The following is a 26409-nucleotide window of genomic DNA, read 5'->3' as shown; positions in this document are numbered from 1 at the left end:
GACGTGTGATCGTGCGCACCCCGGCGGCGGGTTCCGGGGTGCGTGAGCAGGCGCCGTTGGGGGTTCCAATTGACCGGTTCGGTGCCTTCTGGTTCGCTCGAGCCCATGCGGATCCACCATCTGAACTGCGGCACCATGGGGTTCGGGCTCGTCGATCACTGTTTGCTGATCGAGACCCGGAACGAACTCGTCCTGGTCGACACCGGATACGGTCTCGATTGCGTGCGGGATCCGGGGCGCATGGTGGGCATTTCGCGATTCGCGTTGGGCGCCAAACTGGCCGAGGCCGAGACCGCGGTCCGGCAGATTCAGCGGCTCGGCTACGACCCGCGCGATGTGCGGCACATCCTGCTCACGCATCTGGATCTCGATCACTCCGGCGGCCTGGCCGATTTCCCGGAGGCGACCGTGCACGTGCACGGCCCCGAGTTCCGGGCCGCCATGGCGCTGCCCACGCTGTCCGAGCGGCTGCGCTACCGCGCGCCGCAGTGGGCGCACGGACCCAAGTGGATGGTGAACGAGGTCGAGGGCGGCGAGGACTGGTTCGGATTCGGCACGGTGCGCGATCTGCCCGGCCTGCCCCCGGAGATCCTGGCCGTGCCGCTGATCGGCCACACCCGCGGGCACGTCGGCTACGCCATCGACTCGGGCCGGGGCTGGCTGCTGCACGCCGGTGATTCGTTCATGGTGGAGAGTTCGATCGATCCGGAGCAGCCGCACACGCCGTGGCAGGTGAAGCTGTACGAGACGGGGTCGCTTGTCCGCGGGGCCTATCGCGAGAATCAGAGCAGGCTGCGCGAGCTGCGGCGCGCGCAGGGTCACCAGCTGACCGTGATCAACTCGCACGATCCGGCGATCTTCGCGCGGCTGGCCGGGCGATGAGTTCGGCCGGGCGCTGGGCGCGCCGCCGGCACCCCGCCGCGGACGAACCGCTGTTCGTCTACGGGACGCTGCAATTTCCGGCGGTGCTGCACGAATTGCTCGGCCGCACACCGGGGTTGGAGGCCGCGACCGCGTCCGGCCGCCGGGTGGCGGCGCTGCCGGAGCGGGTGTACCCGGGCCTGGTGCCCGCGCTCGCCGCCGTCGCCCCCGGCTTCCTGCTGCACGGCCTGACCCCGCCCGAATGGCGGGTACTGGACGCGTTCGAGGACGACGAGTACGACCTGCGCCCCATCCCGGTACACGCGGGCGACCGCGAGACCTACGCCTGGACCTACGTGTGGACCGCCGCCGTCGCTGAAAAAGACTGGTCCGCAACGGAGTTCAGGGCCGCCCGCCTGCCGTCGTACGTCGAGATGTGCGCCGCTTGGCGCCGCGATCTGGCCCTGCTGACCGAAACAGCTTGACCGCTACCGGATCTCTGTAACGAAACCGATGGTTCGTCGTGATCGACGCTCCGGGTTCCCGCCCGCGGCCGCGTCCCCGCTGCCGCAGGCGCCCGCGATCGACTATGGGCCGATGATCCTCGGGTGCCGTGCTCACCGGGGACTACGACTCCTCCGGTAACCCGCGGCGAAGCGCGCACGCCCCCGGCGGAGCGGGTTCCGCCTCTCGACCCTCTCTCCGGTTGACGGCTACCTCGCTGTCTGTGGGGGTCAGAGTTGGTCGGCGGTTAGCAGGAGGCGGAGGTGGGTCGTCGCCCAGGTGTCGAGGGGGGTGGGAGGGGTTGGGGCGGAGAGGGATTCGTGGAGGGTCGTCAGGGTGGCGGCAGCGGTGGGGAGGCCGAGGCGGCGCAGGGTCGCGGCGGACTCGGCGGCGCGGGTGAACCAGCTGGGGGGTAGGTGGCGTACGCCGCGGTGGGGGACCTCCGCCGTCAGGGCGAGGGCGGCGGTCACGGCGGCGGTGAGGGGGGAGTGATCGTCGGGGTGGGTGGTCGGGGGGAGTGCTGTGTCGGCCGTCGCGAAGCAGGGGACGTGCACCGTGTCGCCGGTGACCACCGCGGTCGGATCCAGGACCAGGCGGCCGTGTACGCGCCGCAGGGCGCCCGCGACGTAGCGGACCGGGCCCGATTCGCCCGCCAGCAGGTGCGCGAGGGCATCCACCGCCCCCGGGGCGACCCCGGAATGGGCGTGGGAGAGGGTCACCGTCCCGGCGGGAGCGTGCAGGGTGGCCTCGAGGCGTTGGTCGCCGGGCAGGTAGTGCACGGCGGTGACGTCGGTGACGACCACGGCGCGAACGGATTCCCCGTGCACCCGGGGGCGGATGAGTGCGGGAGGAAGGGCGGCGAGGCGGGCCGACTCGGCGTCCAGGTCGGTGAGCAGCAGCTCGGGTGGCAGCGTGGACCAGTCGCCGGCGGAGGGCAGCACCGAGGTGCGGGCCACGCGGCTGTTCGCCAGGCGCACACTGCGATTGGCCGAGCGCACCGCGGATTCGGTGACCACGTTGCCCGCGGCGAGGTCGCGGAGCCGGGCCGCGCCGGTGCGGCGGTTGCCCAGGCTCGCGGCGCTCGGCGGCTCCGCGCCCTCGGCGATCGTGGTGTCGTGCCGCAGCGCCAGGACCAGCCGGGCATCGTGATGCGCGAGATAGATTTCCACGCCGCGGGATTCGTCGTCGCCGGTGACGCGCGCGCCCAGGCCGGTGAGCCGCAGGTGCCGCAGCGGGGTCTGCGCGGCCTCCTCGGTGCCCAGGGCGGTGACCGCCGACCGGGACGCGGCGCGGTGCCGAGCCACGAGTTCGGTCATGAGGGCGGCGGTGTGCAGCGGATCGTGGCGGGCGCTGCGGTCACGGTAGGCGGCGAGCTGATCGAGAAGATCGGTGAGCGCGTCGTGCGGCCAGCGGGCGCCGGCCTGATCCAGGGTGCGCTGGGCGGCCCCGAAGACCGCGGGCAACGCCGGACCGGCATGGGCGACACCGTCGTTGAGCAGATCGGTGAGTGGGTCGCGCACACTCGCGGCGGCGGCGACCGCGCCCGAACCATCGGCCGACGCGCCGACCGAGACCTCCAGCCTGCTCGCTTGCGCATCCGCAGCGTCGGCGGTCCGGAAGGCCCAGACCGCCAGCGCGATGGCGTCGGTGCGCGCACCGCGGGCGGCGTCGGCCCGGGCATACCCGAGATCACCGGGGACCAGGAAACGCACTGTCACCGCGGACAATTCGACGGAGGCGACCGGGTCGGAGGCGGTGGCCCGGCATACGGTCGCCCGGTACCCGGCCCGATGTGCGCGGCGCGCGGCGGTGAAGGCACGCGTGCCGAGCAACTCCTTCAGCTGGTCGTCCGTGAACTCGCCGGGTGACCAGGGCGGCTGTGCCGCAGCGGGTTCGGGGTCGAGCTCCGTCGTCGATGACGGCTCCGGGCCGGCATCCGGGTCGTCCGCCGTCGCGGCGGCCGGGGAGCCGTCGCGGTAGGCCAGCACCGCCATGACGCGATGACGGCACACCGAGGTCGCACCGCAGCCGCACGGCGCGGCTTCCAGGGTCGCCCCCGGCGGCAGTGTGGTCTCGATCCCGTCGGCGAACCGGACCCGGACCGTGCCGTCCGCGTCCTCGGTGAGTGCCGGTGGCGCGGAAGCGTTCTCCTTCACCGCGCGTTTGAAGATGCCGCGGTTGGCGAGCGAGATGAGCGAATCGTCGGTGAGGGCGAGCAGGTCGGCGCGCATCCGGGTCATCCGATCTTCTCGGCGATGAAGTTCGCCAGTTCGCCGGGCGTCATCGCGCCCATGTGCACGCCGACGTCGGCCAATCGCTGGCCGGTGTGACGGTCGTAGTCCGGATCCGCGTCCTCGTTCAGCGCGGCCAGCCCGAGCACGTGCACCCCCTCGGCGACCATGTTCGCGGCGGTGCGCACGAGAAACGTCGCGTCCCCGCCCTCGTAGAAATCGCTGATGAGCGCGACGATCGTGCGCCGGGGCTGTTCGATCAACTGCGCGCCGTAGGCGAGGGCGCGGCCGATGTTCGTGCCGCCGCCCAGTTGCACGCGCATGAGCAGTTCGACGGGATCCTCCACGTCGCGGGTGAGATCGACGACGTCGGTGTCGAAGGCGATCAGGTGCGTTTTGATACCGGGCAGGTTCCACAGGCACGCCGCCGTCACCGCGGAGTGGATCACCGAATTCACCATGGAGCCGGACTGATCCACCAGCAGAATCACCTGCCAGGTGTCCATGTTCCTGCGGGTCCGCGCCCGGAAATGCGCGGTCTCGACGTAGAGCTTGTTCTCCTCGGGCCGGTAGTGGGCGAGGTTGGCGCGCACCGTCTTCGGGAAGTCGAAGTCGGCCGCGCGGGGTATCCGGCTGGGCCGGCGCGATCGGGTGCCGGTGAAGCACACCCGGACCTCGGTGGCCATGCGTTCCATGAGGTCGCGCACCACCTGCTCGACGATGCGCCGCGCGATGCGCAGCACCTCGGGATTCATCAGGTGTTTGGTGCGCAGCACCGCGCCGAGCAGTTCGGCATTGGGCTCGAGGCGCTCGAGCACGCCCGGATCGGTCAGCACCTCGTGTAATCCGAAGCGCTGCACGGCATCGCGTTCGAGGCGTTCGATGGTGCTCTTGGGGAACAGGCGATGGATGTCGTCGAGCCAGTCCACCGCGTGCACGATCGAGGGCCCGTCGCCGCCGGTGCGGCGGATGTCGCGGCGGTCCAGGTCGCCGTCGCGTTCGTACAGCCAGTCCAGGGCGGCGTCGCGCCGGCCGCCGGCGTCGGTCATGGCCGCGCCGCCGGTGACCGTGGATCCGGGCGTCCCGAGAATCAGCCGCCAGCGTTCCAGGGCCGGATCGAGTTCGGTCATGCGGGGGTCTCGAGTTCTGTTCCGGGGGAGAGGGATTCGAGAGCGGTCGGCGGATCCAGCAGGCCGTGTTCGGCGAGCATCCGGTCCACTCGAAGTTCGACCGCGCGGGCGTGCGTCAGGGTGTCGGCGTCGGCGGCCAGGCGCAGCAGCGCGGACACGTCGGTGGTCAGCCCGCGCATGCCGAGCAGGCGTTCACCGATCCGGGCGCGTTCGCGCGGCGGGAACCAGGCGAAGGCGACGCGCAGGGCGGGCAGCGCCGCCAGGAAGTCCTCGTCGCCGAAGCCGGCGACCAATTCGTCGAGCACCGCGAGCAGCGGTGCCCCCGAGCCGGTCGAATCATCCCGTGCCGCGTCGAGAAGCTGTTCGCGAGCCAGGGCGAACAGGCCGGCGAGAAAGTCGCCGAGCAGCTCGGGCGTGCCCGCCAGGCGCACCGAGTGCGCGACGTCGATCCCGGCTGCCGGGTCGAGTACCGCGACCGCGCCGACGGCCGCACCGCGCAGCGCGGGTGGCCGGTCCGCGGCCGTGCAGCGCTGGAACACCCCCGCCAGATCCGCGCGTTCGACGCTCAGCACCGGTGCGGCGTGCAGGGCCGCGTCGCGCACGGCGGCGAGGGCATCGAGCAGTTGGTCGTCGGCGGGCGCGGGCCCGCCGCGGATGCCCTCGATCAGCCACAGCAGGCGCAGCACGGCCGCGTCGATGAGCACGGCCAGCGTCGGCGACTGCGCGGCGCCGAATATCCGGTCGTAGCGCCACAATCCGAGGGTGACGGCCAGCAGCTTGCCGAGACCGGTGGGCGCGCCGGCGGCGTCGACGAGCGTGCGCACCTGGGTGACGATGCGCCCGGACAACTCCGAGAGCCCGCTCAGGGTGGCGTCGAACAGCACGTCCGCGAGTTCTCCGGTGTCGGAACCGGCGGCGGCGAAGCGCTCACCCAGCCGGGCGGCGGCGGCTTCGGCGCAGGTGGCCCCGAGCGATCCGGCTTCGATGAGGGCGGGCAGCCGCATCTCGGTGCGGGACAGCAGCCAGACTTCGGTGAGTTCGGGCGCACGGCCCAGGGCGGGTCCGCCGCGCCGGGCGACGCCGGGAATCCCCAGGACCCGCAGGCGATGCAGCACGCGACTGGCATCGACGCCGCCGCCGGTGGTCAGGTCGAGTTCGTGGCGGCCCTCGTCGGGAATGCCGCAGCGCCGCAGTTCGCGGGTCGCGTCGTGTACCAGCGGGGGATGCGGGGTGCTCGCGTGCAGGCGGCCGACGGTGTCGCCCGAGAGCGCCGCGACCATCTCCAGCACGACGGGTTCGGTGCCGACCGGCAATTGCCCGCGCCCGGTCCACGGCAGGGGCCGCTCCAGGGCCTCGGTGATCAGGGTTCCGGCCAGCCCGTCGAGAACATCGGTGCGCGAGGGCGATTCGTGCCCGCGCAGCCGGCTCAGGCCCACGGTCAGCGTGCGCGCCCCGATCAGCGACGCGGTGGATACGGCCTGCCCGCGCTCGCGCAGCCGCTGCACGACCGCCCGGGTGATCCCCTCGGCGGCGGCTTCGGCTCCCACGTCCCACAGCTGCTGGTAGTAGGCGGGCGACGGCATCCCGGACTGATATCCGGTGAAGGCGTCCAGTCGCCGGAAGCTGAACGGCACCAGGTAGCTGCCGCCGGCTCCCGTGGCCGGGGCCGCGGGCACGACCGGCCACCCCGGGGACCCGAGCGCGGCGGTGCCCTCGGTGGCGTCGGACCGGATCGTCCCGGCGGTCGCTGGATCACCTCCGTCCGGCTCGAATGTCGTTGGTTCCGTGACGGACTCGGGCCCGTTCCCCGATCGCGCCTGATCGTGATCGACGTTCGCGCGGATAGGCAGCGGGGCCGGGCCCGGCTCGGAACCCGAGGCCGCGGCGGAGTGCTCGCCATCGCTGCCGCCTCGCCCGCTGCCGGTCGCGGAGCGGCGCTCCAGGTGCCGCACCAGTGCGGGGCGGTGGAATCCGCCGGTGATCACGACGATATGTGCCGGGCCGGAACCGGTTTCGCGTCCTTCGAGATCGGCCACGGCCGCGTCCAACCAGCTCGCCATGTAGCGCTCGCGGGTGAGATCGCCGTCGGAGGCGTCATCGTCACCGCGGACCAGTTCGAAGTAGGCGGCGAGGCGGTCGGCCAGCGTGGCGGGATCGCCGAGCTCGAACAGGTGGTCCCAGAGCGCGTCGATGTTGTCGACCGCGAACTCCCGGCACAGGCGTTCCACGGCGTGCTCGTAGCGGCGTTCGGCGTCGGCGTAGCGGTTCTCGGTGCCCGCGAAGGCGCGATGCCAGGCGGGCAGATCGATGAACCGGACCTGCGCGCCCGCGTCGCGGCCCGCGCGCAGACCCACCCATTCGGGGGAGTAGTCGCACAGCGGGGCCCACGACATGTGCCGGTGCTCGTCGTCGCGATAGCTGGTGAACACCGCGATCGGCAGGTCGTGCCCGAGCAGCAGTTCGTCGAGCCGGTCGTTCATGTCGGCCGGTCCCTCGATGAGCACGTGCGCGGGCCGCAACTCGCGAATGGTGTCGCGCACCAGCCGCGCACAGGCCGGGCTGTGGTGGCGCACACCGATGAAGGTGACCGCCACCGTGCCCGCCGCCGTAGCGATCGATTCAGCGTGCACGGTGTCAGCCCGGCAGCTGGAATCGAGCGTCGTGCAGGGCTTTCCAGGCCCGTCCCGATTTGCGCGGGGCCTGCTGCTCCAGATAGCGGCGCAGCCGGGCGAGATCGTCCGGATCGTCCTTGGCGGCGGTGCCCGCCAGGCAGTGCACGATATCCGCGCCGTCGCCGGCTTCGCCCCGCAGATACCATCCGCGCAGCCCGACCGCGTGTGCGACCGATACCGCCTCCGCGGTGCTCATGACCGAGGACATGCGATCCAGCGGCGTCCCCGACGCGGTGGCCCCGGTGCGCAATTCGCGGAACGCGGTGACCAGCACCTCGAGTACGTCCCGGGGCGGGGCCTGCGGGACGCCCGAGCGCCGCAGCAGCGCGGCCGCCTCCGCTTCCACCAGCGCCAGTTCGGCGCCGAAATCGCTGATGGGGAAGACGGTTTCGAAATTGAACCGGCGCTTGAGCGCGGCGCTCATGTCGTTGACGCCGCGGTCGCGGGTGTTCGCGGTGGCGATGACGTTGAAACCCTCGGTGGCGTAGACCATCTCACCGAGCTCGGGCACCGCCAGCACCCGATCGGACAGCAGCGAGAGAATGGAGTCCTGCACCTCGAGGGGGCAGCGGGTGATCTCCTCGAAGCGCACGATCTTGCCGTCCCGCATGCCGCGCATCATGGGCGCGGGCACGATGGATCGCTCCGACGGTCCTTCCGACACCAGCAGGGCGTAGTTCCAGCCGTACCGGATCTGATCCTCGGTGGTGGCCGCGCCGCCCTGGATGGTCAGCGTGGAATCACCGGAGATCGCGCAGGACAGCAATTCGGACAGTAGTGATTTGGCGGTGCCGGGTTCGCCGGTGAGCAGCAATCCGCGGGTGGTCGCCAGGCTCACCAGCGCGCGATCGACCAGCGAGGCGTCCCCGACGAACTTGTTGGCGATCCCGAGCGTGGGATCGCCGACGATGAAGCGCTTGGCCGCGTCCACGCTCAGCGCCCAGCCGGGCGGGCGCGGTGCGGTGTCGCTCTCGCGCAGACGCGCCAGGTCCGCGGCCCAGCGCATTTCGGCGGGCGGGCGCTGGAGGTGTTCGGTCGTGGTCACTGGGCTCCTGCTTTCAGCCACGCGAGATCGCGCAGTACTTCCGAGGCGGTGACCTCGTCGAGGTCGGCGAAGGTGATGTCCCCGCGGTGGCGGTGCGAACGGCACAGCCGGGCGGTGAGGTGCTGGGTGGGATTCGCGCGCGGATCCCAGGCCATGAGACCCGGATCGGCCGACACCGACAGGAAGCGGCCGCCGGGCAGCGGCTTCTCGAAGTCGCACATGTGCGCGCCGTCGGTGTTCTTGGGCGGCAACCAGCCGCGCGCGGTCAGCCCCAGCAGCCGGGTACTGTCCACCGCGGTGCCGTCGTCGGGGACGAGATGCTCACCGAGCAGCTCGGGCGGGATCGGGTACACGGCGCGGCCGAGTTGCTCGAAGGGTTGCAGCAGTTCGTAATCGGCGAACAGCTCGCTCCAGAGTGGTACGGCGGCGGCGAACTGCAGCGGGTGCGCGATGCCGAGTTCGGCGTCCTCGGCCAGCGGCAGTGTCCGATCGTCCTGGTCCGCGCAGGTGCGGTCCTCGGCGATGCGGAAGGTGGACACCAGCTTCTCGCCCTCGTACACGCCCCACACCAGCCGCCGGGTGATGTGCCGGCGCCACGGGTGCGCGACGAAGCCGGTGCGAAATTCCTCGACGGTAAAGCGCCGCTGCTCGACCATGGCGCGTTCGAGCCGTTTGATCTGATCGGCGGCCATCGTTCGCACGGTGAGCTTCATGGCGCGGAAGGTGCTGTGCGCCTGCGCGGCCCGGGCCGAATCGTCCTTCGCCCCCGGCTTGGGCAGGGCCTTGACGGTGGCGCCGTCGAGGTTCGCCACGGTGGGCTGCAGCCGCTCGTCGAATCCGACGATGAATTGCCTGGGACCGAAATCCAGTGTCAGCGTGCCGTTCTCGTCGAGTCCGAGGTCCGGCACGAGGCGATCGGCGAGCTGATCGGGGGTGAGTCCGCGCCGGTCGGCGATGTCGGTGATGCGCGCCTGCGCACCCTCGCGCACCCGATGCGTCTTGACCTTGTCGCCGATGGTCTTCAACGCCAGCAGCGCGGCATCACTGCCGAGGGTGACGAAGGCGTCCAGCGCGCTCACCGAGCGCGGGTCCGACCGCCGCTCCCGGATATCGGCCAGCAGCAGGGCGACGGTGTCGTCGTCCCCGAGCGCGCCGAGCGCCTCGTAGACCCAGGTGAATTTGGTGGGACCGCCCGCCCGCCACCACTGCTGGTACAGCTCCCAGCCGAAGTCGGCCAGCGAACGGGTATCGCAGTACGGTCGTATCGTGTCCAAACCCACGTAGGGTTCGCCGGGCAGGGCGAGCTGCAGCATGGTGATGACGTGCTCGGCGGCCGCCGCCGGCAGCGGTAGGCCGTTGGCGCGCAGCGTGATCGGCGGCAGCGCGGCGGGATTCACCCAGGGCGGGATCGCGGGCAGCCGGGCAGGCAGGTCCGCGGCGGGATCCAGGGCCAGCACGGCCTCGACCGCGGCCACCGCGGGTGGTCCGTATTCCGCCGCGGCCGTACGGATCTCGGTCAGATGGCCGAGTTCGGCCAGTGTGCGCAGGGTACGGCCGTGCACCCGGCGTTCCTTGACGCCCTTGCCGACCGCTCCCGGAATCAGCACGCGCGCGGCGTAGCCGGCGTGCCGTCGCAGATACCGCACACCCGTCGCGCGCAGCGTGCGCCGCTGGAGCCACTGTGCCACCAGGGCCACCACCTCGGGGCTTTCGAACGCCATGATGATGTCGGGGACCTCGCGACTGAACGCGCGGGCGGCGGACAGCGCCAGCGGGTACGCCTCGGTCTCGTGGGCGGCGATGATCGCGCGCAACGGATCGGCGCGGTCCCACACGTACTGCAGCGTTGCTCCCGGCAGGAGTGGACGGGTGAATTCCGGCCCCGCGTACAGCATTTCGAGAAGGTCGGTGGGGGTGAGGGCGCGCGTGCCCATGTTCGCCCGCAGATCGGGACGGGGCTTGTAGTTCGACAGGTCGGCCCCCGCCAGCCACCGCGCGCGTTCCTCCGGCAGCCAGGCACAGCGGACCTCGAGCGGACCGGTGAGAGCGAGCGCCGCCGGTTTGGGGCGCTTGCGCAGCCACGGCGGCGTCCGCAGGATCTCCGGTAGCGCGTCGTCGTCGACGGGCGCGGCCGGTTCCAGTGCGGCGCGTACCAATTCGGCGGTGGCGGGGGACAGGTGCGGGAGGTGGTCGCGGGCCAGTTCGGGCCGATCGTGCACCAATTCCCGGAGGGTGTCGGCGTCGCGCTCCGGGTCGAGCAGGCGCAGCGCGCGGCGGGGGAAGCGTTCGGTGGCGTGGCGCAGCGCGGTGAGCGCCACCGGTATCCCGGTGCGCGCGATCAGTTCCTCGAACGCCGCGTCCGTCGGGATGACCGCCAGCACGTCGGCGATCGGGGCCTGCATCTTGCGTTCCCTGACCGTGTAGTGGTCGATCCAGGAGGCCAGCAGCGGCGCGATGTCGAATCCGAACGAGTTGACCAGTGTGATCGCCTGTTTCGCGGTATCCAGCGCGACCCCGGGCTCGGGACTGTAACCGCTGTGCACACGGCCGAGCGCGATCAGGTGTTCCGGTTCGGCGGCGGCGTCGACCAGTACGCTCGCGTGCCCGTGGTCGCGTGCATCCGCGGCGCGAGCGACGGCGGCGGACACCCAGTCCCGCTGCCACGGCAGCAGTACGGCGGCGATGACGGCGCGGCGACCCAGGATATCGTCCGCCCGATACCGCTCCATGACCTCGACGGTGGCGTTCAGCGCCGGGTCGCCGGGCGCGAACTCCGCGAGCCGATTGCGAACCGGTCCGAGAATGCGCCGCAGATCGTCGGCGGCGTCGTCCCGGTGCCAGCCGATCTCCTTCCACCACAGTGGATGAGAGCCCGCGAGCAGCACCGCCTCCACGATGAACTCGATGCCTCGCTCGTGGTACCAGTGCTCGAGCAGTCCCAGGGTCTCCGCGTCGGCCTGCGCCCGCTGCTTGCTCGTGGCGCGCCAGCCGAGCTGTGTGATCCGGGAGAGCAGGGCGGCCGCCACGTCGACGGGCACCGCGCCGAGGGGTCCGGGCTCCGCCGGGAGCCCGCGGCCCCCGTCCACGGGGATCTTCGCCTCGATCCACTCCACCGCGGCCGCGTAATACGGTGCACACGACTCCGCTTGCGCGGCGGCCTCTTCCGCCGATATCCCGGGACCCGGGAACTCGATCACCGACCCCGCTCGATACAGCAACCCCCGCCGCTGCACCGCCGTCGGATCGAAAATGTCCTCGGACGCCGCACCGACCTCCCCGACGGTCCGGCGTCGCGATCGTGTAGCCATGAAACCCCGTTTTCCATGATCGTAATTCGGCCCCGACTGTAAACAACCGCACCGACATCGGTGCGGGCCGGTGGAATCACCGACCGGGTGGCGGGCTCGCCGGTGTCGGCGCTTCAGTAGTCGTTCAGGCCGGCCAGTGCGTCCCTCGCCTTGGTGCGCAGACCCTTGAACTTCGACTTCGCGGCGATGGTCTCGAGTTCGCGCAGCGCGACGGCGCTGCCGATCGAGGTCAGGACGCCCAGGGCGGTGGCGGCGCGGGCGTTCGCGCCCTCGCCGGGCCAGACGCGGATGAGCTCGGCGAGACGGCGTGCGACGTCGTCGTCACCCCAGCGGCCGAGGGCGCCGAATACCCAGTTCTGCTGGGCCGGGCATCCGGCCCGTTCCCACTGCTCGAACAGCGCCCAGCCGAAGGCGGCCAGGCTGTCGGGTTCGGCGAGGCCGGTGAGCCGGGTGATGCCCGCGTAGTCGGTGTCCGGGGTGCAGAGGGCGAGCATGGTGCACACGGTGGTCAGCGCGGCGGGCGGCAGCGCGGATCGGTGCTCGCGCAGGATGATCGGCGGCAGCGTGGCGACGGTGAGCCAGGGCGGCGGCGGTGGCATCCGGGCGGGCAGCCGGAGCAGCGGATCGGCGGTCAGTTCCGCGCCGAACGCGGTCTCGAACTCCGGGCCCAGACCGGCCGCGGCGGTGTGAAGTTCGCCGGCGCGGCCCTGAGCGGCGTACGCGCGCAGGATGTTCCAGGAGTTCGCGCGGTTGCGCCCGGGTTTGCCCACCGCCACCGTGATCAGGTCGGCGGCCGCGATCGGCAGATGGCGATCGAACCAGGACACGGCCACCGCCCGGCCGCGTTCGGTGTGGTACTCCTTCGTCATGAAGGTCGTGACCGCCGTTCCGGTCACCGGCAGCAGCACCCCGGCGTTGGATCGCGGGTATTCGATGGCCGCGGCCACCGCGCCGTCCAGGACGTCGTCGCCGAACCGGCCCAGCACCCGCCGCAGCGCTTCGTCCCAGCTGCTGTGGAGGTTCGCGCGCAGCAGGTCCAGATGCGGCGCGACCAGCTCCACCGGAGCCAGCGCGAAGATCTTCACGGTGCCCAGGCGGTGCAGGTAGCCGCGCTCGAGATGCCGCTGCACGGTCGCGGGCCAATCCTTGACCGGGGGCCAGTGGTGCGCGGGCCAATTCGCCCACCGCGCCTGCTCGCCGGGCAGCCAGCGCAGCGCGAGTGGGCGCGGGGCGGCGACACCGGCTGTCACGGCGGGCCGGGCCGCGGCCTCGCTCCGTTCCCACGGCGGGTAGCGCAGCAGGTCGGGAAGGTCGGCGAGTTCGGCGGTCGCGACCGGCCGGTCGGCGGTCACGTCCCCTCGGGCAGGCGGCACAGCGGAAGTCCTCATTCGTCGAAGAGCTGGGTCAGTTCACGCAGGAGTTCGGAGGCGGTGACCGCGTCCAGACCGCCGAAGGAGTAGTCGGTGCGGTCGGCGCTCCACCGGTTCTCCTGGCCGGTGCCGGTGATGAAAACGGTGATCTGCTGCTCGCTCCAGCGCAGCACCTCGGCAACCGAGATCCCCGGATTCAGCGCGAGCACGGCCGCCCGGCCCCCGGGCAGCGGCCGGTGGATCACCACGGCCATGTCGCCGTACTCCGCGTCGCCGCGGATCCAGCCGAAACGTTGCAGCCCCAGTAGTTTCGTGGTGGCGACGGTCCGGCCCTCGAATCGCGTCAGGGTCAGAGCCGGGTTCTCCTCGGGAGCGAGGGTGTAGCTCTTCCGGTGGAGTTGCGGGAATGGTTGCAGCAGTTCGTAATCGGCGAAAACCTCCGACCACGCCGTGATCGTGTCACCGAGATGCAGCGGATGCGCGATGCCGACGCGGGTGTCCGCGGTCAGGGTCACGGGTTCGTCGTGCACATCGGCGAAGCTCAGATCCTCGGCGACCCGGAACGATCCGGTGACGGCGTCGTTCTCGTCGACGGTGATCCACACCAGTCGCCGTGCGAGCTGCGAGATCAGCGGATGCTCGGCGAACAGCGGGCGATGGATGGCGGCCGTCCAGCGCCGGCCGGTCGTCATCGCCCGTTCCAGGCGCCGAAGCTGTTCCTCGGCAGCCGCTTTGGCGTCCTTCTTGAACGCGGTGAACGCCTTGTACGCGAGTGGCGCCAGCTCCGGGTCGTCCTTCGCGCCCGGCTTGGGCAGGCTCTTGCGCGGCGTGCCGTCGCTGTCGTGGATCACCGGGCGCAGCTGTTCGTCCAGGCCGGCGCGGAACGAACGGCTGCCGTAGTCGAGCACGATGCCGCCCCGGGCGTCGAGCCCCAAGCTCGGAACCAGCCGGTCCGCCAGTTCTTCGGAGGTGAGTCCGGCCTCCTCGGCCAGCTCCCGGATCTTCTCCCGCGCCGTGTTCTTGATGGCCTTGAACTTCACCTTCTCGGCGATGCTGTTCAGCTGCATCAGTGCGGCATCGCTGCCGATCGAGACGAGCACATCCAGCCCCGCCACCGCTCGCGCGTGGGCGTTCTCGCCGGGCCAAGCGCGAATCAGCGGGGCCAGGTCGCGGGCGGTGTCGTCGTCGCCGAACAGGCCGAGCGCGTGCAGCGCCCAGGTGTGGTCCGGCGGATATCCGGCCAGTCGCCAGGTGTCGAACAGCGCCCGGCCGAAGGCTGCCAGCGAGCGTGGTTGCGCGATCTCCGCGACGATCGCGATCCCGGGATAGTTCTCGCCGGGAGCGCAGAAGCTCAGCATGGTGCACACGGCCGACACGGCGGCGGGTGGCAGGGCACGGCCGCTGTCGCGCAACAGGATCGGCGGCAATCCGCGCGGATCCGCCCACGCCGGAAGTTCGGGCCGCACCGCGGGCAACTGTTCGAGAGGGTCGGCCGACAGCTCCGCTTCGATCGCGGCGGCCGCCTCCGGTCCGAGACCCACCGCGCCCGCGCACAGTGCCTCTCGATGACCCCGCGCGTTCAGCGTCGACAGGGCCTGGCGGGCGAGCGTCCGGGAAGCGCCCGGGCGGCCCAGCGCGGCGGCCACGAGGTCGGGCGCCGCACGCTCTAGATGGCGTTCGAACCAGGTCAGCGCCACGGCCCGCACGCCCCGGCGCGAGCCGAGCAGGCGGGTCATGAGCGTCGTGACCGCGGTGCCGGTCACCGGTGCGAGCACTTCGGCGCGCGCGGCCGGGGAATTGCGCACCGCGCCCACGATGACCTCGGCGACCTCGTCTCCGTAGCGCCCGAGCAGCCGCTGCATGAGCACGATCCAGTCCCAGAAATAGTCGGCGCGCAGCAGGCCCAGATGCGGTGCGACCAGCTCCTGCGGTGCGGCGGCGAACATCTCGGCCAGGCTGTAGCCCGAGGGGTCCGCCGCGCGCAGCACGGCATCGATCCGCGACTGCCAGCCTTCGCGCGGCTCGTAGACCCGCAGATCGTTGTTCGCCCACTCGGTTTGTTCGCCGGGCAGCCATGCCAGCGTGGACGCGCGCTCGGTACCGATCCCGCTCAGCACGACCTCCTCGCGCGCGGAGATCTCACGCTCCCAGGGCGGTTCGGTGAACAGGCGCGGCAACTCGTGCGGCGCGGCCTCCGGTATCGGGCGCGACTCCGCCGCGTACTCGGGCGCGAAGACGATCCGCGCCTGCCAGTGGATCAGTTCGTCGAGCAGCGGGGATCGCTCGACCTCCGTGGCGAGAATTCGCCTGGCGCGCAACGGGAATCGGAGCATCGATGTCATCAGCGCACCCCGGATCACCGGGCGCTCGGCCCGCCGGGCCAGCGCGGCGAAGGCGGCGTCGCCGGGCAACTGTGCCAGCAGGGCCGCGAGCATCCGCTGTTGCTCGGCCGGCAGGTAGGGGGCGTCCATGGCCGCGGCCAGATAATCGGCGGCCTCGGGTCCGACATGAACGAGGGCGCTGAACAACTCGGTCCGGCCCGGTATCACCCCGATGTAGCTGTGCCGGGGGAGCAGCGCCAGCTGCGCGGCGGTCGTGGCGGAACAGGCGAGCGGTGACCAGGCCTCGCCGGTGTACCCGGGGCCGCCGGCGCTGCGACCGTCCGCCAAGTCCCGGTCCAGCCAATCCTGCCGAGTGGGAACGAGATACGAGGCCGGGACGCGGACGGACAGGGCGCCGGATTCGGCGCGATGGCGGTCGAGGCGTTCCACCACCGTTCGGTGGTCGGCCTCGGACAGGAGCGCGATGTGTGCCCGCAGCTTCCACATCGCCCGCGTCGGCAGGGCGTCACGGCACGGATCCGTCACCCGGTGCGCACCGAAGCACGTCGTCGGCTCGGTACCGGGGCGTCGCCGCGCGGTGCCCAGCCCGGCCCACAGCACCGCTGCCTCGGCGGCGAGCACGACGCCGTGGCCACTGATCCAGGTATCGATCAATTGGGCGGCGCTCATGGGCGACCCGGTGGCGCGGTGCTCGTCCAGAGCGCGCGCCAGGATCCCGGTGACCGCCAGCCCGAGCGCGGTCGCGGACTCCGGGTCTGCGATCACGGCCCGCGCGGCAGCGGCCAGTTCGGGCTCCTGCTCCGCCGTCGCCGCCACCGAAGCCGCCATCGACTCGTGCGCGAGCCACCCGCGGTAGCGACCGACCGCCTTGGTGTCGATCACCGGTGTCTGTACCGGCCCGCGCCCGCGGAACGGGGCGGCCTTGTCCGCCCAGCTCGACGGCACGATCCAGCTGTCCTCATCGGTGCGTTCGAGCTCGATCGCCGTGTCCCCGCCCATGTTTCCTCCATCGTCGGCGCGGCTCCCGGGTCCGGGCACGCCGCAGGCCGCGTCCGCCCGGCGCGCGGGCTCGTTCGCGGTCTCCTCGTTCGATCGTGGTGGCTCGGGCACGGCCGAGCCACCACGTGCCACATCCGTTGCGGGTCAGCCGTTGTCGCGGAGCGACAGAATCTCCAGCTCGCGCAGCAGTTCCGAACCAGTCACCGCGTCCAGCGCGGCGAAGGTGGGCGGATTGTCGGTGCGGTTCCAGTAGCCCTCGTCGCCGGTGCGGGTCAGGTGGACGGTGATCTTCTGGGTGTCGAACTCCAGGGCGTCCCCGGCGATGATGCCCGGATCCATGTCGATGACCGCGGAATTACCGTCACCCAGGTCGCGGAACATCTCGCAGGAGACGCCGCCGTCCATGGGTTCGCCACGCTCCCAGCCGAATCGGCCCAGGCCCAGCAGCGTGCCGGTGGGGAGGGAGAGCCCGGTGAAGCGGGCGAGGGTGTCGGCGCCCAGCTCCGCCTCGTCGAAGGCGTAGGTCTCGCGCTGCAACTGCGGGAAGGGTTGCAGGATCTCGTAATCGGCGAACACCTCGGCCCATTCACTCAGGGCCGAGCCCAGGTGCAGGGGATGCGCGAGGGCGACCACGGTGTCGGGGGCGACATCGATGGGCTCGTCCGCCGCGTCGGCGTAGCTGCGATCCTCCGCGACCCGGAACGATCCGTCGACCGCGCCCTCGGCGTCGAGGGTGACCCACACGAGCCGGCGCGAAAGATGCCACAGCAGCGGGTGTTCCACGAACAGGCGGCGGTGGTCGGCCGCGGACCAGCGCCGGCCGAGCACCATCGCGCGCTCGAAACGGCGGATCTGATCGGCGGCCGCGGTGCGCACGTCCTTCTTGAGAGCGGCGAAGAGTTTCGCGGCCGCGGGGGCCAGTTCGGGATCGTCCTTCGGGCCCGGCTTGGGCAGGGCCTTGCGGAGGCCGGTGGCCTGCCACGCGCCGTCGTCACCGCGCACCGCGTCCGACACCGTCGGCTTCAACTGCTCGTCGAATCCGACGATGAAACCGCGCGGGCCGAAATCGAGCACCAGCGTGCCGTCGGCGTTCAGCCCGAACTCGGGCACCAGGCGATCGGCGAGCTGTTCCGCTGTCAGGCCCAGACTTTCGGCGACCTCGGCGACCTTTTCCTGCGCCTTGGTCTTGAGGCCCTTGAACTTCACCTTCTCGGCGATGCCGTTGAGCTGCATGAGAGCCACATCGGTGCCGAGCGCGGTGAGCACGTCGAGCCCCGAGACGGCACGGGCATGCGCGGCCTCCCCGGGCCACACCCGAATCAACGCGCCGAGCCTGCGCGCGGTCTCGTCGTCGCCGATCAGACCGAGCGCGTGCAACACCCAGCCGTCCTTGGACGGATAGTCCGCGAGCTTCCAGAGTTCGAAGACGCTCCAGGCGAATTCGGCTAGCGACTCCGGATCCGCGGCCTCGCGAATCTGATCGACACCGGCGTAGTCGCCGTTCGGGCCGCACAGCGCCAGCACCTGGCACACGTCGCGCGCCGAATCCTGCGACAGCACCGCGCCGTTGCGCCGCAGCGCCAGCCCGGGCAGCAACTCGGGCGCGAGCCACGTCGGGATCGCCGGAATCTTGGCGGGCAGCCGGTGCAGGGGATCGGTGTCCAGCAGCACGGCCGTGGCGGCCGCGGCGCGGGGATCGAGCAGCGCCGCCGCGGCCTCGATCTCGGCGCGATGACCGCGTTCGGCCAGCCAGCACAGCGTGGCCTCCGCGGCGCGGCGATCCTTGCCCGCCTTGCCCAGGCTCGCCGCGATGAGGGTGGGCAACGCGGCGGCGCGGTTGCGGTCGAACCACTGGACCGCGACCGGCCGGGTGCGCTTGCCGTCCAGCCAGCGGGTCATGAGCGCGGTCACCTGCGCGCCGGTCACCGGGGCGAGCAGATGCGCGAGGTTGGTCGGATTGGACTGCACCGCACGGGTGACGAAGGAGATCGCGTCGTCCTCGAACCGAGCCAGAATGCGGCGCAGGCCGGGCTCGGAGTGCCACATCCGCCCGATCGAGGTCGTTGCCAGATGCGGGCGCACCAACTCGTCCGGCGCACTGGCGAACAACCGCACCACACTCCAGAACGATCCGGAATCGCTCGCGACCGCGCGTGCGATCTCGGCCGCGTAGTTCATCCGCTCGGCGTCGGTGACCCACACCTCCGCCTGCTCCCACTCCGCGCGTTCGCCGGGCAGCCAGGCCAGGCCATCGGGCGCCGGCGCGGCGAGGTTCGCCAGGGTGACCTGTTTGGTCTTGGCCAGCGCCTGCGTCCACGGCGTCACCCGCAGCACCTCGGGCAGTTCCCCGGGCGTGGCCCGGGGCCGTTCGTCATCGAGATAGGCTGCGGTCTCCGGCAATTCGGCGGCCAACTCCGGGTGCGCACGAGCGATCGAGCGCAGCACGTGCCGGGCCATACCGGATCTCGCCGCGGCCGGTCCCAGCATGCGCAGGGCCCGGCGCGGATACCGGTGCGCGGCCTCGACCAGGACCGGCGGAACGAAGCGCTGTTCGGCCCGCGCGGCCAGACTCGCGAAAGCCGCGTCGGTGGGGAAACCCGCCAGGATCCGGGCCAGCGCGCGCACCATCTCCCCGTCGAGATCCCGTGCGCGCAGCAGACGTTCGACGGCGGGCGCGGCCTCGGGGCCCAGCCGTACGAGCGCGGCGAAGAGCGAGCCGCGGCCGACGCCGTAGGAGTACTGCGCGGCGTCGAACACCCCGACCAGCTTGTTGAGCTGTTCGGCGTCGTGCACGCTCGCAGTCAGCAGTACGAACCTGCTGTCGTAGGAGACCTGCGCGGGCGCCAGCGCGTCGAGATCGTCGGTTACCCAACGGGTTTCGGTCGGCGCGAGGTACGAGGCGGCGATGCGCGCCGCGAGTCCGCACCCGGCGGCGCGCAGGCCCGCCAGCCGTTCGACGGCCGCGCGGTAGTCGGGTTCGGTGGCGGCGGCCAGATACCGGCGCACGGTCACCAGTTCGTCGGGCGCCGAACTCCGGCCGGGTTCGGCCGGATCGAGTCGGCGCACCAGGTAGTGCCAGCTGCGGGTGGTGGTGTCGTGATCCCAATCCAGGGCCAGTTCCGACTGGCACACCGCGGCCTCGGCCGCGAAGGCGAGCCCGCGCCCGAGCAGCCAGGCGTCGGCGGCGTAGTGCACGCCGCTGACCAGCCGATGCAGTAGCAGCGTGAGTACCGCGGCGCCGAGCGGTGTGCAGGTCGCCGCGTCCCGCAGCGCGTCGCGACCGGCCACGGCCAGTTCGTCGCCGTAACGCGCAGCCGAACGATCGAGGCAGGCGAGCAGCTCTTTGCGCTGGGAGGCAACGGCGTTCGCGAAGTCGAACACCGCCGGCGGATAGGGCTCGAGGGTGGGGGCCGGACCCAGCCCGCGCACGGGTGCGGCCGCCGCCCACCAGTCGTCGGGAATCTGCCAGAGGTCTTCCCCGGCAGCGGCATCGAGAGTGGAGACATCGGCACCATCGGCGACGGTGCGGGCGGAGTCGAGCATGTTCCCCCGAATCAGTGGAGCGTTGACGCAGCGACTGTAGCGAGTCGCCCCGACAGTCGCCGGATCACCCGATCCCCGGCAATCATGTTCCGCCCCTTGCCCGCTGTAACCGGCCTTCCACCAATCTGTTCCGGGGGCCCGGAGGCGCTACTTCCCGGCCGCGCGGGCCAGCTCTTCGGGATAGCGGGCCCCGGCGACGGCGTCGGCCGGTGCGGCGGCTTCGATTCGTGCGACATCCTCGGCACTCAGTTCGATATCGAGTGCTGCGACATTCTGTTCCAGGTAGGAGCGGCGTTTGGTGCCGGGGATCGGCACCACGTCGGCGCCTCGACTCTGCACCCAGGCCAGGGCCAATTGGCCCGCGGTGACTTCTTTTTCGCCCGCGAGCGCGCGCAGCGTGTCGACGATCTCGAGATTGCGGTCGAGGTTGCCCTCGGCGAATCGGGGGAGGCGTCGACGCATATCGTCGGCGGGCAACTCGTCGGCCGAGGTGATCGAGCCGGTCAGGAAGCCGCGTCCCAGCGGCGAGAACGGAACCACACCGATGCCCAATTCCCGGCAGACGGGCAGGATCTCGGCCTCGATATCGCGGGTCCACAGCGACCACTCGCTCTGCAGCGCCGTGACCGGATGCACCGCGTGCGCACGCCGAATCGTCGCCGCCGACGCCTCGGAGATACCGAGATGGCGCACCTTGCCCGCGGTCACGAGTTCGGACAGCGCACCCCAGGTCTCCTCCACCGGCACCGCCGGATCCACCCGATGCTGGTAGTAGAGGTCGATATGATCCACCCCGAGTCGCGTCAGCGACGCGTCACAGCTCTGCTTGACATAGGCCGCGTCACCGCGCGCCCCCATGCTCCCGCCCTCGCCCCAGACGATGCCGAACTTCGTCGCCAGCACCACCCGATCCCGGCGGTCGGCGATGGCCCGCCCGATGAGGCGCTCATTGGTCTCGGGCCCGTAGACATTCGCGGTATCGAGCATGGTGACGCCCAGATCCAGGGCCCGGTGAATGGTGGCGATCGACTCCGCGTCACTGTCGCGAACGCCATACGCCTGGCTCATCCCCATACAACCGAGCCCCTGTGCGCCGACCCGCAGTTCGCCGAGCATCCTGGTCGCGATCATCCGTGTGTCCTCCTTGGCGTCGTGGTGAGTCGTGCTCACCACGACGACGCTACGACCTGGAGCGCACTCCAAGTCAAGCGCTCGCCGGCGTCGGTTCCGGTCGGTACGCCGCCCGGACCGACGGCGGGCATGCGCCGGTTCGCGGACGACGAGAAGGCCCGCACGGATCGAAAATCCGTGCGGGCCTTGGTTGCTCGTGATCTGCCGAACTAGCCGACCGTGGCGCCCACGCGCAGGGCGTGGGGCTCGATGGCGCCGCGGACCAGTGCCCGCTCGTCGATCGTCTCCGCCTTGTAGGGCAGGGTCGGCAGGGTGGCGGTCATCTTGGCGACCGGATCCTCGATGGCCTTGGGGGTACCGAAGATGAAGGTCCACTCGTGCTCGTCCGAGACGTAGGGGACCACGGTCTCGAACAGGTTGTGGAAGCGGGTCCACGAACGCTTGAGGGTTTCGTTGCGCCACATGGTCTGACAGCCGGCCTGGGCCGCGAGCACGCCGCCCTCGGCCAGGATCGCCTTACAGCGATTGAGGAAGTCGTCCTCGTACAGGCGGTTGTGCTGGGCATCCTCGACGCGCTCGTCCGGCAGGTCGATGCAGATGAGGTCGTACCGGGTGCCCGCGGCCTCGGCCTTGGCCAGGAAGTCCCAGCCGTCGGCGTAGTGCATCTTGATCGGGCCGGTCTGCGCGACCGCCTCGGCCAGATCCGCCTGCGAGTAGCCGTAGGGCAGGTGCTCGGCGCACAGCTCGACCTCGAGCTGATCGATGTCGACGTGATCGACGAGCGTGGCGCCCGCCGCGGCCGACATCTGCGAGGCGACACCCTCACCGGAACCGATGATCAGCACCTTGTCCAGCTTCTCGGCCAGCGCGTACCCGGGGACCAGCATGGCCTCGTGGTAGGTGAGCTGGGAGAACTCGGTGGACTGGCGATCGTCGTCGGAGAACAGGGACCGGCCCTGCTCGGTTTCGGCGATCACCATGTGCTGGAACGGGGTGTTGGTGTCCACGATGACCTCGGACATGTTCCACACCCGGGTCAGACCCTCGCCGACCGGCTCATGGATCCGGCGCGCGGCGTGCCCGCGCTGGATGACCTCCATGTTGACCGACTTCGGGGCAAGCTCGGCCTGCAGCAGCTCCACGGCCTTGGTCGCGCCCGCGCCGATGCTGCCGCAGGTGAACACGTCGACGAAGATGTCTCCGGATTCGGGGTAGGTGTGGATCGAGGCGTGGGACTCGGCCAGTAGAGCCAGGATGGTGACACCCTGCGGCTCGAACTGCTTGCGCACGACATCACAGATGGTCACCCCCGCGGCGACCAACGATTTTCGAAGTGCGGCTTCGAGTCGTTCGAGGTCGTCGCAGAGGGCCGCGTCGACACCACCGAACTCGGCCAGCACGTGCCAGCCGGTGAATTCTGCCGTCATGGCTAAACTCACTCTCGCTCAGCGCCGATGACATGAACAGTCAAAGGCGGAAAACCGTTGAAGGACACCGACGAATAGCTCGCCGTATATGCGCCGGTCTCGAGGATCCGAATGGGATCACCGGCTCGCAACGTGGTCGGTAAGAGGACACGCGTGCGCTGATACAGTACATCGTCGCCGTCACAGGTCGGACCGGCGACCACCACCTCGTCCATCGGATCGCCGTCGCGATCGGTCTGGAAGCGGTAGGCGATGTACTCGTTCTCGGTTTCGGCCATGCCGTTGTAGCGGCCGATATCGAGGTATATCCAGCGCCGCCCGTCCGGCGCCTGGCGAACATTGACCACCTCGCCGTGGATCACGCCGGTGTTACCCACAAGGGCGCGACCGGGTTCCACGATGAGAGCGGTGTGTTCCGGGAGATGGCGGGCGGCGGCAGCGGCGATGACCGCGCCCAGCTCGTCCACGCCGGGGGCCGTGTCGGCGTACGAAATCGGCAGTCCCCCACCGATATTCACCGCCTTCACGGGAATGTCCTTGGCCGCCAGCGCTTCCGCGATGGCACCCGCCTGTTCGATGCCGATCTGCCAGGCGATGGGATCGAGTTGCTGCGAACCCACATGGAAGTACGGACCGGCGATCGTCAGTCCCAGATCGTGCGCGCGCACCAGCAGTTGCACGGCTTCGCCCGGGGCGCAGCCGAACTTGACGCCGAAGGGCGTCTGCGAGGCCGGGGCCGAGGCCAGGAAGCGGAGTTCGATCTCCGCGCCCGGCGCGTGCTCGGCGATCCGGACCAGATCGTCCTCGGTGTCCGAGGCGAAGCGCCGGACGCCGGCCGCGTGCGCGGCGGCGATGTGGGCGGCCTTCTTGATCGGGTTGCCGTAACACATGACGGCCGGATCAACCCCCTGCGCGAGGCAGAGCTCGATTTCCCCGACGCTGGCGACATCGAACTCCGCGCCCTCGTCGTTCAGTAGCCGGATGATCTCCGGCACGGGACTCGCCTTGACGGCGAATCGGATTCGGGCCGAAGGTAGTGCGGCTTGCAGCGCGCGGTAATTCGCGCGGACCCGGTTCAGGTCGATGACCAGACAGGGCGACTCGGGCGGGTTTGAAACGGACAATCTAAGGGAACTCCCCACTGTTCGGGCTGCCGAAACGGCCTCGGGCAACAGTGGGCGACAATAGCAGCGCCGGGGCCCGGAAAACGAACCGAAGAACCATCGACTTCGTCACCCCACCGCACGAAACCGCCACAAAACCGACGAGAACCCCTAGGCTGGATCGTCGGTCTCCGGGCGCTCAGCCCGCCGTGACGCTCAGCTCGTCGAAGACCACTTCACCCGCCGCGTCGGATTCGGCCAGGTCAACAATGGCGTCCACGGACCAACCATGATCGCCGGCCGGATCGTCCAGCACCTGGCGCACATGCCAGAAACCCTCGCGCTGCTCGACCTGGAAAAGTTTCGGCCCGCGCGCGTTGGGACCGGTCCGGATTTCGTCGTACTCGGCGAAGTACGGCTCGAGTTCGCCCTCCCAGTCCACCTCGTCGCCGAAGTCCTCCAGGGCCGCCCAGCGTTGCAGCGCCAGCAGTTCCACCCGGCGGAACAGCGCGTTGCGCACCAGCACCCGGAACGAGCGCTCGTTGGCGGAGATGGGCCGCACGCCCTCCGCGCCGAAGGCGACCTGTTCGGTGTCGGTCTCCGCGCCCGGATTGGTCAGCTGCTCCCATTCGTCCAGCAGGCTGGAGTCGACCTGGCGGATCAGCTCGCCCAGCCACTCGGTGATGTCGTCGAGCTCCTCGGTGCGGGCCTGCTCGGGCACCGTGCGCCGCAGCGCCCGGTAGGCGTCGGCCAGATAGCGCAGCACCACGCCCTCCGACCGCGCCAGCTCGTACTGCGACACCAGCTCGGCGAAGGTCATGGACCGCTCGACCATCTCCCGGACCACGGATTTGGGCTGCGGCTCGAACTCCGACACCCAGGGATGACCCGCCTTGTACGTCTCGTACGCCGGGTAGATGAGCTCCTGCGCGAGCGGTTTGGGCCAGGTCACCTCCTCCAGGAGCTCCATACGCTCCTCGTACTCGATGCCGTCGGCCTTCATCTCCGCCACCGCGATCCCGCGCGCCTTGTGCTGCTGGCCCATCAGCAGCTGGCGCGGATTCTCCAGCGTCGCCTCGATCAGGGTGATGACATCGAGGGTGTAGGTGGGGGACTCCTTGTCCAGCAACTCGAACGCGGCCAAGGCGAACGGGGACAGCGGCTGATCGAGCGCGAAATCACGCTGCAGATCCACCATGAGCCGCGCGTGCCTGCCGAACTCGTCCGGCTCGTCGAGCTGCTGCACCACACCCGCGTCCCGCAGCGCGCGATAGAGCTTGATGGCCTTGAGGATGTGTTTGCGCTGGGCCGCGCGCGGTTCGTGGTTGTCCTCCAGCAGATGCCGCATGGCGTAGAAGCAATTGCCCTTGCGCGCAATCACATTGAGCAGCATGGCGTTGGTGACGTTGAACCGCGAGACCATGGGCTCGGGGGAGGCCGCGACCAGGCGGTCGAACGTCTCCTCGGACCAGGAGACGAAACCCTCCGGGGGCTTGCGCTTCTGGACCTTCTTGAGCTTCTTGGGATCGTCGCCGGCGCGGGCGATGAGCCGGGCGTTCTCCACCTCGTGGTCCGGCGCCTGCACCCACACGCTGCCCATCGTGTCGAAGCCCGCACGACCCGCACGGCCCGAGATCTGATGGAACTCACGGGCATTGAGCCGGCGGGTGCGCACCCCGTCGTACTTGGTGAGCCCGGTCAGCAGCACGGTGCGAATCGGCACGTTGATGCCGACGCCCAGCGTGTCGGTGCCGCACACCACCTTCAGCAGTCCGTCCTGGGCGAGTTTCTCGACCAGTCGCCGGTACTTGGGCAGCATGCCCGCGTGATGCACGCCGATGCCGTGCCGGATGAAGCGCGAGAGCGTCTTGCCGAAGCCGGTGGCGAACCGGAACTCGCCCAGCGCGTCGGCGATCGCGTCCTTCTCGGCCTTGGAGGCGAAGTTCACGCTCATCAGGGCCTGGGCGCGCTCGATGGCCGCGGCCTGGGTGAAATGCACGACGTACACCGGCGCGAGGCTGGTGGTGACCAGATCCTCGAGGGTCTCGGTGATCGGGGTCTTCACGTACGAAAAGCTCAGCGGCACCGGGCGTTCGGCGCCCGAGACGACGGCGGTGTCGCGTCCGGTGCGGCGCTCGAGATCGGCGGCGAAGAAGTCGACCTCGCCGAGAGTCGCCGACATGAGCAGGAATTGGGCGCCGGGCAGCTCGATGAGCGGCACCTGCCACGCCCAGCCGCGATCCGGATCGGCGTAGTAGTGGAACTCGTCCATGATGACCTGGCCCACGTTGGCGCTCGGGCCCTCGCGCAGTGCGAGATTGGCCACGATCTCCGCCGTGGCGCAGATGATCGGCGCGTCCGGGTTCACCGCGGCGTCACCGGTCACCATCCCGACGCGATCCGCGCCGAACACCTCGCACAGCGCGAAGAACTTCTCGCTGACCAGGGCCTTGATCGGTGCGGTGTAGTAGCTGCGCTGCCCGCGATTGAGCGCGGCGTAGTGCGCGCCCAGCGCCACGAGGGACTTACCCGATCCGGTCGGCGTCGCCAGGATGACGTTGGCGCCGGTGAACAATTCGAGCAGCGCCTCCTCCTGCGCCGGATACAGGGTCAGGCCCTGGCTCTCGGTCCATTCGGAGAAGGTCTCGTACAGCCAATCCGCTTCCACATCGGGGACGGCTTGATCGGGGACGAGTTCGGATAGCTGCACGCCCCTACGTTAGTGGGTGCGCACCCGCCCCGA

Annotated in this window: 14 protein-coding genes; 2 read left to right on the top strand and 12 right to left on the bottom strand. The window is 70.5% G+C overall.

All coding sequences use genetic code 11. The features are described from left to right. The first annotated feature begins 105 nt into the window (after window positions 1-105). Entirely contained in the window at window positions 106-882 is a 777-nt protein-coding gene (locus ACFVBH_RS07340) for an MBL fold metallo-hydrolase (RefSeq protein WP_354987017.1), read from the top strand. Beyond that, on the top strand, window positions 879-1346 hold the full coding sequence (locus ACFVBH_RS07335; protein ID WP_379000596.1) for a gamma-glutamylcyclotransferase family protein: 468 nt from the start codon (window positions 879-881) through the stop codon (window positions 1344-1346). Before ACFVBH_RS07340 ends, ACFVBH_RS07335 begins: the two co-directional genes overlap by 4 nt. Before the next feature lie 249 nt (window positions 1347-1595). On the opposite strand, the gene ACFVBH_RS07330 is transcribed toward ACFVBH_RS07335, so the two are convergent. The 12 genes from ACFVBH_RS07330 to ACFVBH_RS07275 all read right to left on the bottom strand — a co-directional run bounded on the left by ACFVBH_RS07330 (window position 1596) and on the right by ACFVBH_RS07275 (window position 26376). Beyond that, window positions 1596-3605, bottom strand: a complete 2010-nt coding sequence (locus ACFVBH_RS07330; RefSeq protein WP_379000594.1) for a hypothetical protein — start codon at window positions 3603-3605, stop codon at window positions 1596-1598. Then, window positions 3602-4726: a VWA domain-containing protein gene (locus tag ACFVBH_RS07325; protein WP_379000592.1), complete on the bottom strand. Its 1125-nt coding sequence runs from the start codon at window positions 4724-4726 to the stop codon at window positions 3602-3604. The genes ACFVBH_RS07330 and ACFVBH_RS07325 overlap by 4 nt, the downstream gene beginning before the upstream one ends. Beyond that, entirely contained in the window at window positions 4723-7356 is a 2634-nt protein-coding gene (locus ACFVBH_RS07320; RefSeq protein WP_379000589.1) for a DUF5682 family protein, read from the bottom strand. Before ACFVBH_RS07320 ends, ACFVBH_RS07325 begins: the two co-directional genes overlap by 4 nt. Before the next feature lie 4 nt (window positions 7357-7360). Next, the gene (locus tag ACFVBH_RS07315; protein ID WP_379001635.1) at window positions 7361-8404 is read right to left on the bottom strand and encodes an AAA family ATPase; all 1044 of its coding nucleotides are present in this window, start codon (window positions 8402-8404) and stop codon (window positions 7361-7363) included. 35 nt (window positions 8405-8439) lie between these two features. Next, entirely contained in the window at window positions 8440-11751 is a 3312-nt protein-coding gene (locus tag ACFVBH_RS07310; RefSeq protein WP_379000587.1) for a DUF4132 domain-containing protein, read from the bottom strand. Window positions 11752-11864: 113 nt separating this feature from the next. Further along, window positions 11865-13124 (bottom strand): hypothetical protein, encoded by a 1260-nt coding sequence (locus ACFVBH_RS07305; protein ID WP_354987023.1) that lies wholly within the window; start codon window positions 13122-13124, stop codon window positions 11865-11867. An 11-nt stretch (window positions 13125-13135) separates the two neighbouring features. Next, complete coding sequence (locus tag ACFVBH_RS07300) at window positions 13136-16462, bottom strand: DUF4132 domain-containing protein (protein ID WP_379000585.1); 3327 nt, start codon at window positions 16460-16462, stop codon at window positions 13136-13138. A 144-nt stretch (window positions 16463-16606) separates the two neighbouring features. Further along, a complete protein-coding gene (locus ACFVBH_RS07295) occupies window positions 16607-20005 on the bottom strand; it encodes a DUF4132 domain-containing protein (RefSeq protein WP_379000582.1) in 3399 nt (1132 codons plus the stop codon). A 147-nt stretch (window positions 20006-20152) separates the two neighbouring features. Further along, window positions 20153-21136 carry an aldo/keto reductase gene (locus ACFVBH_RS07290; protein ID WP_379001633.1) on the bottom strand — a complete coding sequence of 328 codons (984 nt, stop codon included), beginning with the start codon at window positions 21134-21136 and terminating at the stop codon, window positions 20153-20155. A gap of 209 nt (window positions 21137-21345) precedes the next feature. Next, a complete protein-coding gene (gene speD, locus ACFVBH_RS07285; protein ID WP_354987026.1) occupies window positions 21346-22563 on the bottom strand; it encodes an adenosylmethionine decarboxylase in 1218 nt (405 codons plus the stop codon). Between the two features lie 8 nt (window positions 22564-22571). Continuing rightward, entirely contained in the window at window positions 22572-23687 is a 1116-nt protein-coding gene (locus ACFVBH_RS07280) for a type III PLP-dependent enzyme (RefSeq protein WP_379001631.1), read from the bottom strand. Between the two features lie 178 nt (window positions 23688-23865). Continuing rightward, window positions 23866-26376 carry a DEAD/DEAH box helicase gene (locus ACFVBH_RS07275; protein WP_379000580.1) on the bottom strand — a complete coding sequence of 837 codons (2511 nt, stop codon included), beginning with the start codon at window positions 26374-26376 and terminating at the stop codon, window positions 23866-23868. Between the last annotated feature and the right edge of the window lie 33 nt (window positions 26377-26409).

Origin of the sequence: Nocardia sp. NPDC057668 (assembly GCF_042799795.1) — a bacterium.
GTDB lineage: Bacteria > Actinomycetota > Actinomycetes > Mycobacteriales > Mycobacteriaceae > Nocardia.
Note: the sequence above shows the minus strand (reverse complement) of the source record. Positions and strands in the feature narration are given on the sequence as shown.

Coding starts and splice junctions, on each gene's coding strand:
- ACFVBH_RS07340 (WP_354987017.1), top strand. CDS start 106: ATGCGGATCCACCATCTGAACTGCGGCACCATGGGGTTCGGGCTCGTC.
- ACFVBH_RS07335 (WP_379000596.1), top strand. CDS start 879: ATGAGTTCGGCCGGGCGCTGGGCGCGCCGCCGGCACCCCGCCGCGGAC.
- ACFVBH_RS07330 (WP_379000594.1), bottom strand. CDS start 3,605: ATGACCCGGATGCGCGCCGACCTGCTCGCCCTCACCGACGATTCGCTC.
- ACFVBH_RS07325 (WP_379000592.1), bottom strand. CDS start 4,726: ATGACCGAACTCGATCCGGCCCTGGAACGCTGGCGGCTGATTCTCGGG.
- ACFVBH_RS07315 (WP_379001635.1), bottom strand. CDS start 8,404: ATGCGCTGGGCCGCGGACCTGGCGCGTCTGCGCGAGAGCGACACCGCA.
- ACFVBH_RS07310 (WP_379000587.1), bottom strand. CDS start 11,751: ATGGCTACACGATCGCGACGCCGGACCGTCGGGGAGGTCGGTGCGGCG.
- ACFVBH_RS07300 (WP_379000585.1), bottom strand. CDS start 16,462: ATGGGCGGGGACACGGCGATCGAGCTCGAACGCACCGATGAGGACAGC.
- ACFVBH_RS07295 (WP_379000582.1), bottom strand. CDS start 20,005: ATGCTCGACTCCGCCCGCACCGTCGCCGATGGTGCCGATGTCTCCACT.
- ACFVBH_RS07290 (WP_379001633.1), bottom strand. CDS start 21,136: ATGATCGCGACCAGGATGCTCGGCGAACTGCGGGTCGGCGCACAGGGG.
- speD (WP_354987026.1), bottom strand. CDS start 22,563: ATGACGGCAGAATTCACCGGCTGGCACGTGCTGGCCGAGTTCGGTGGT.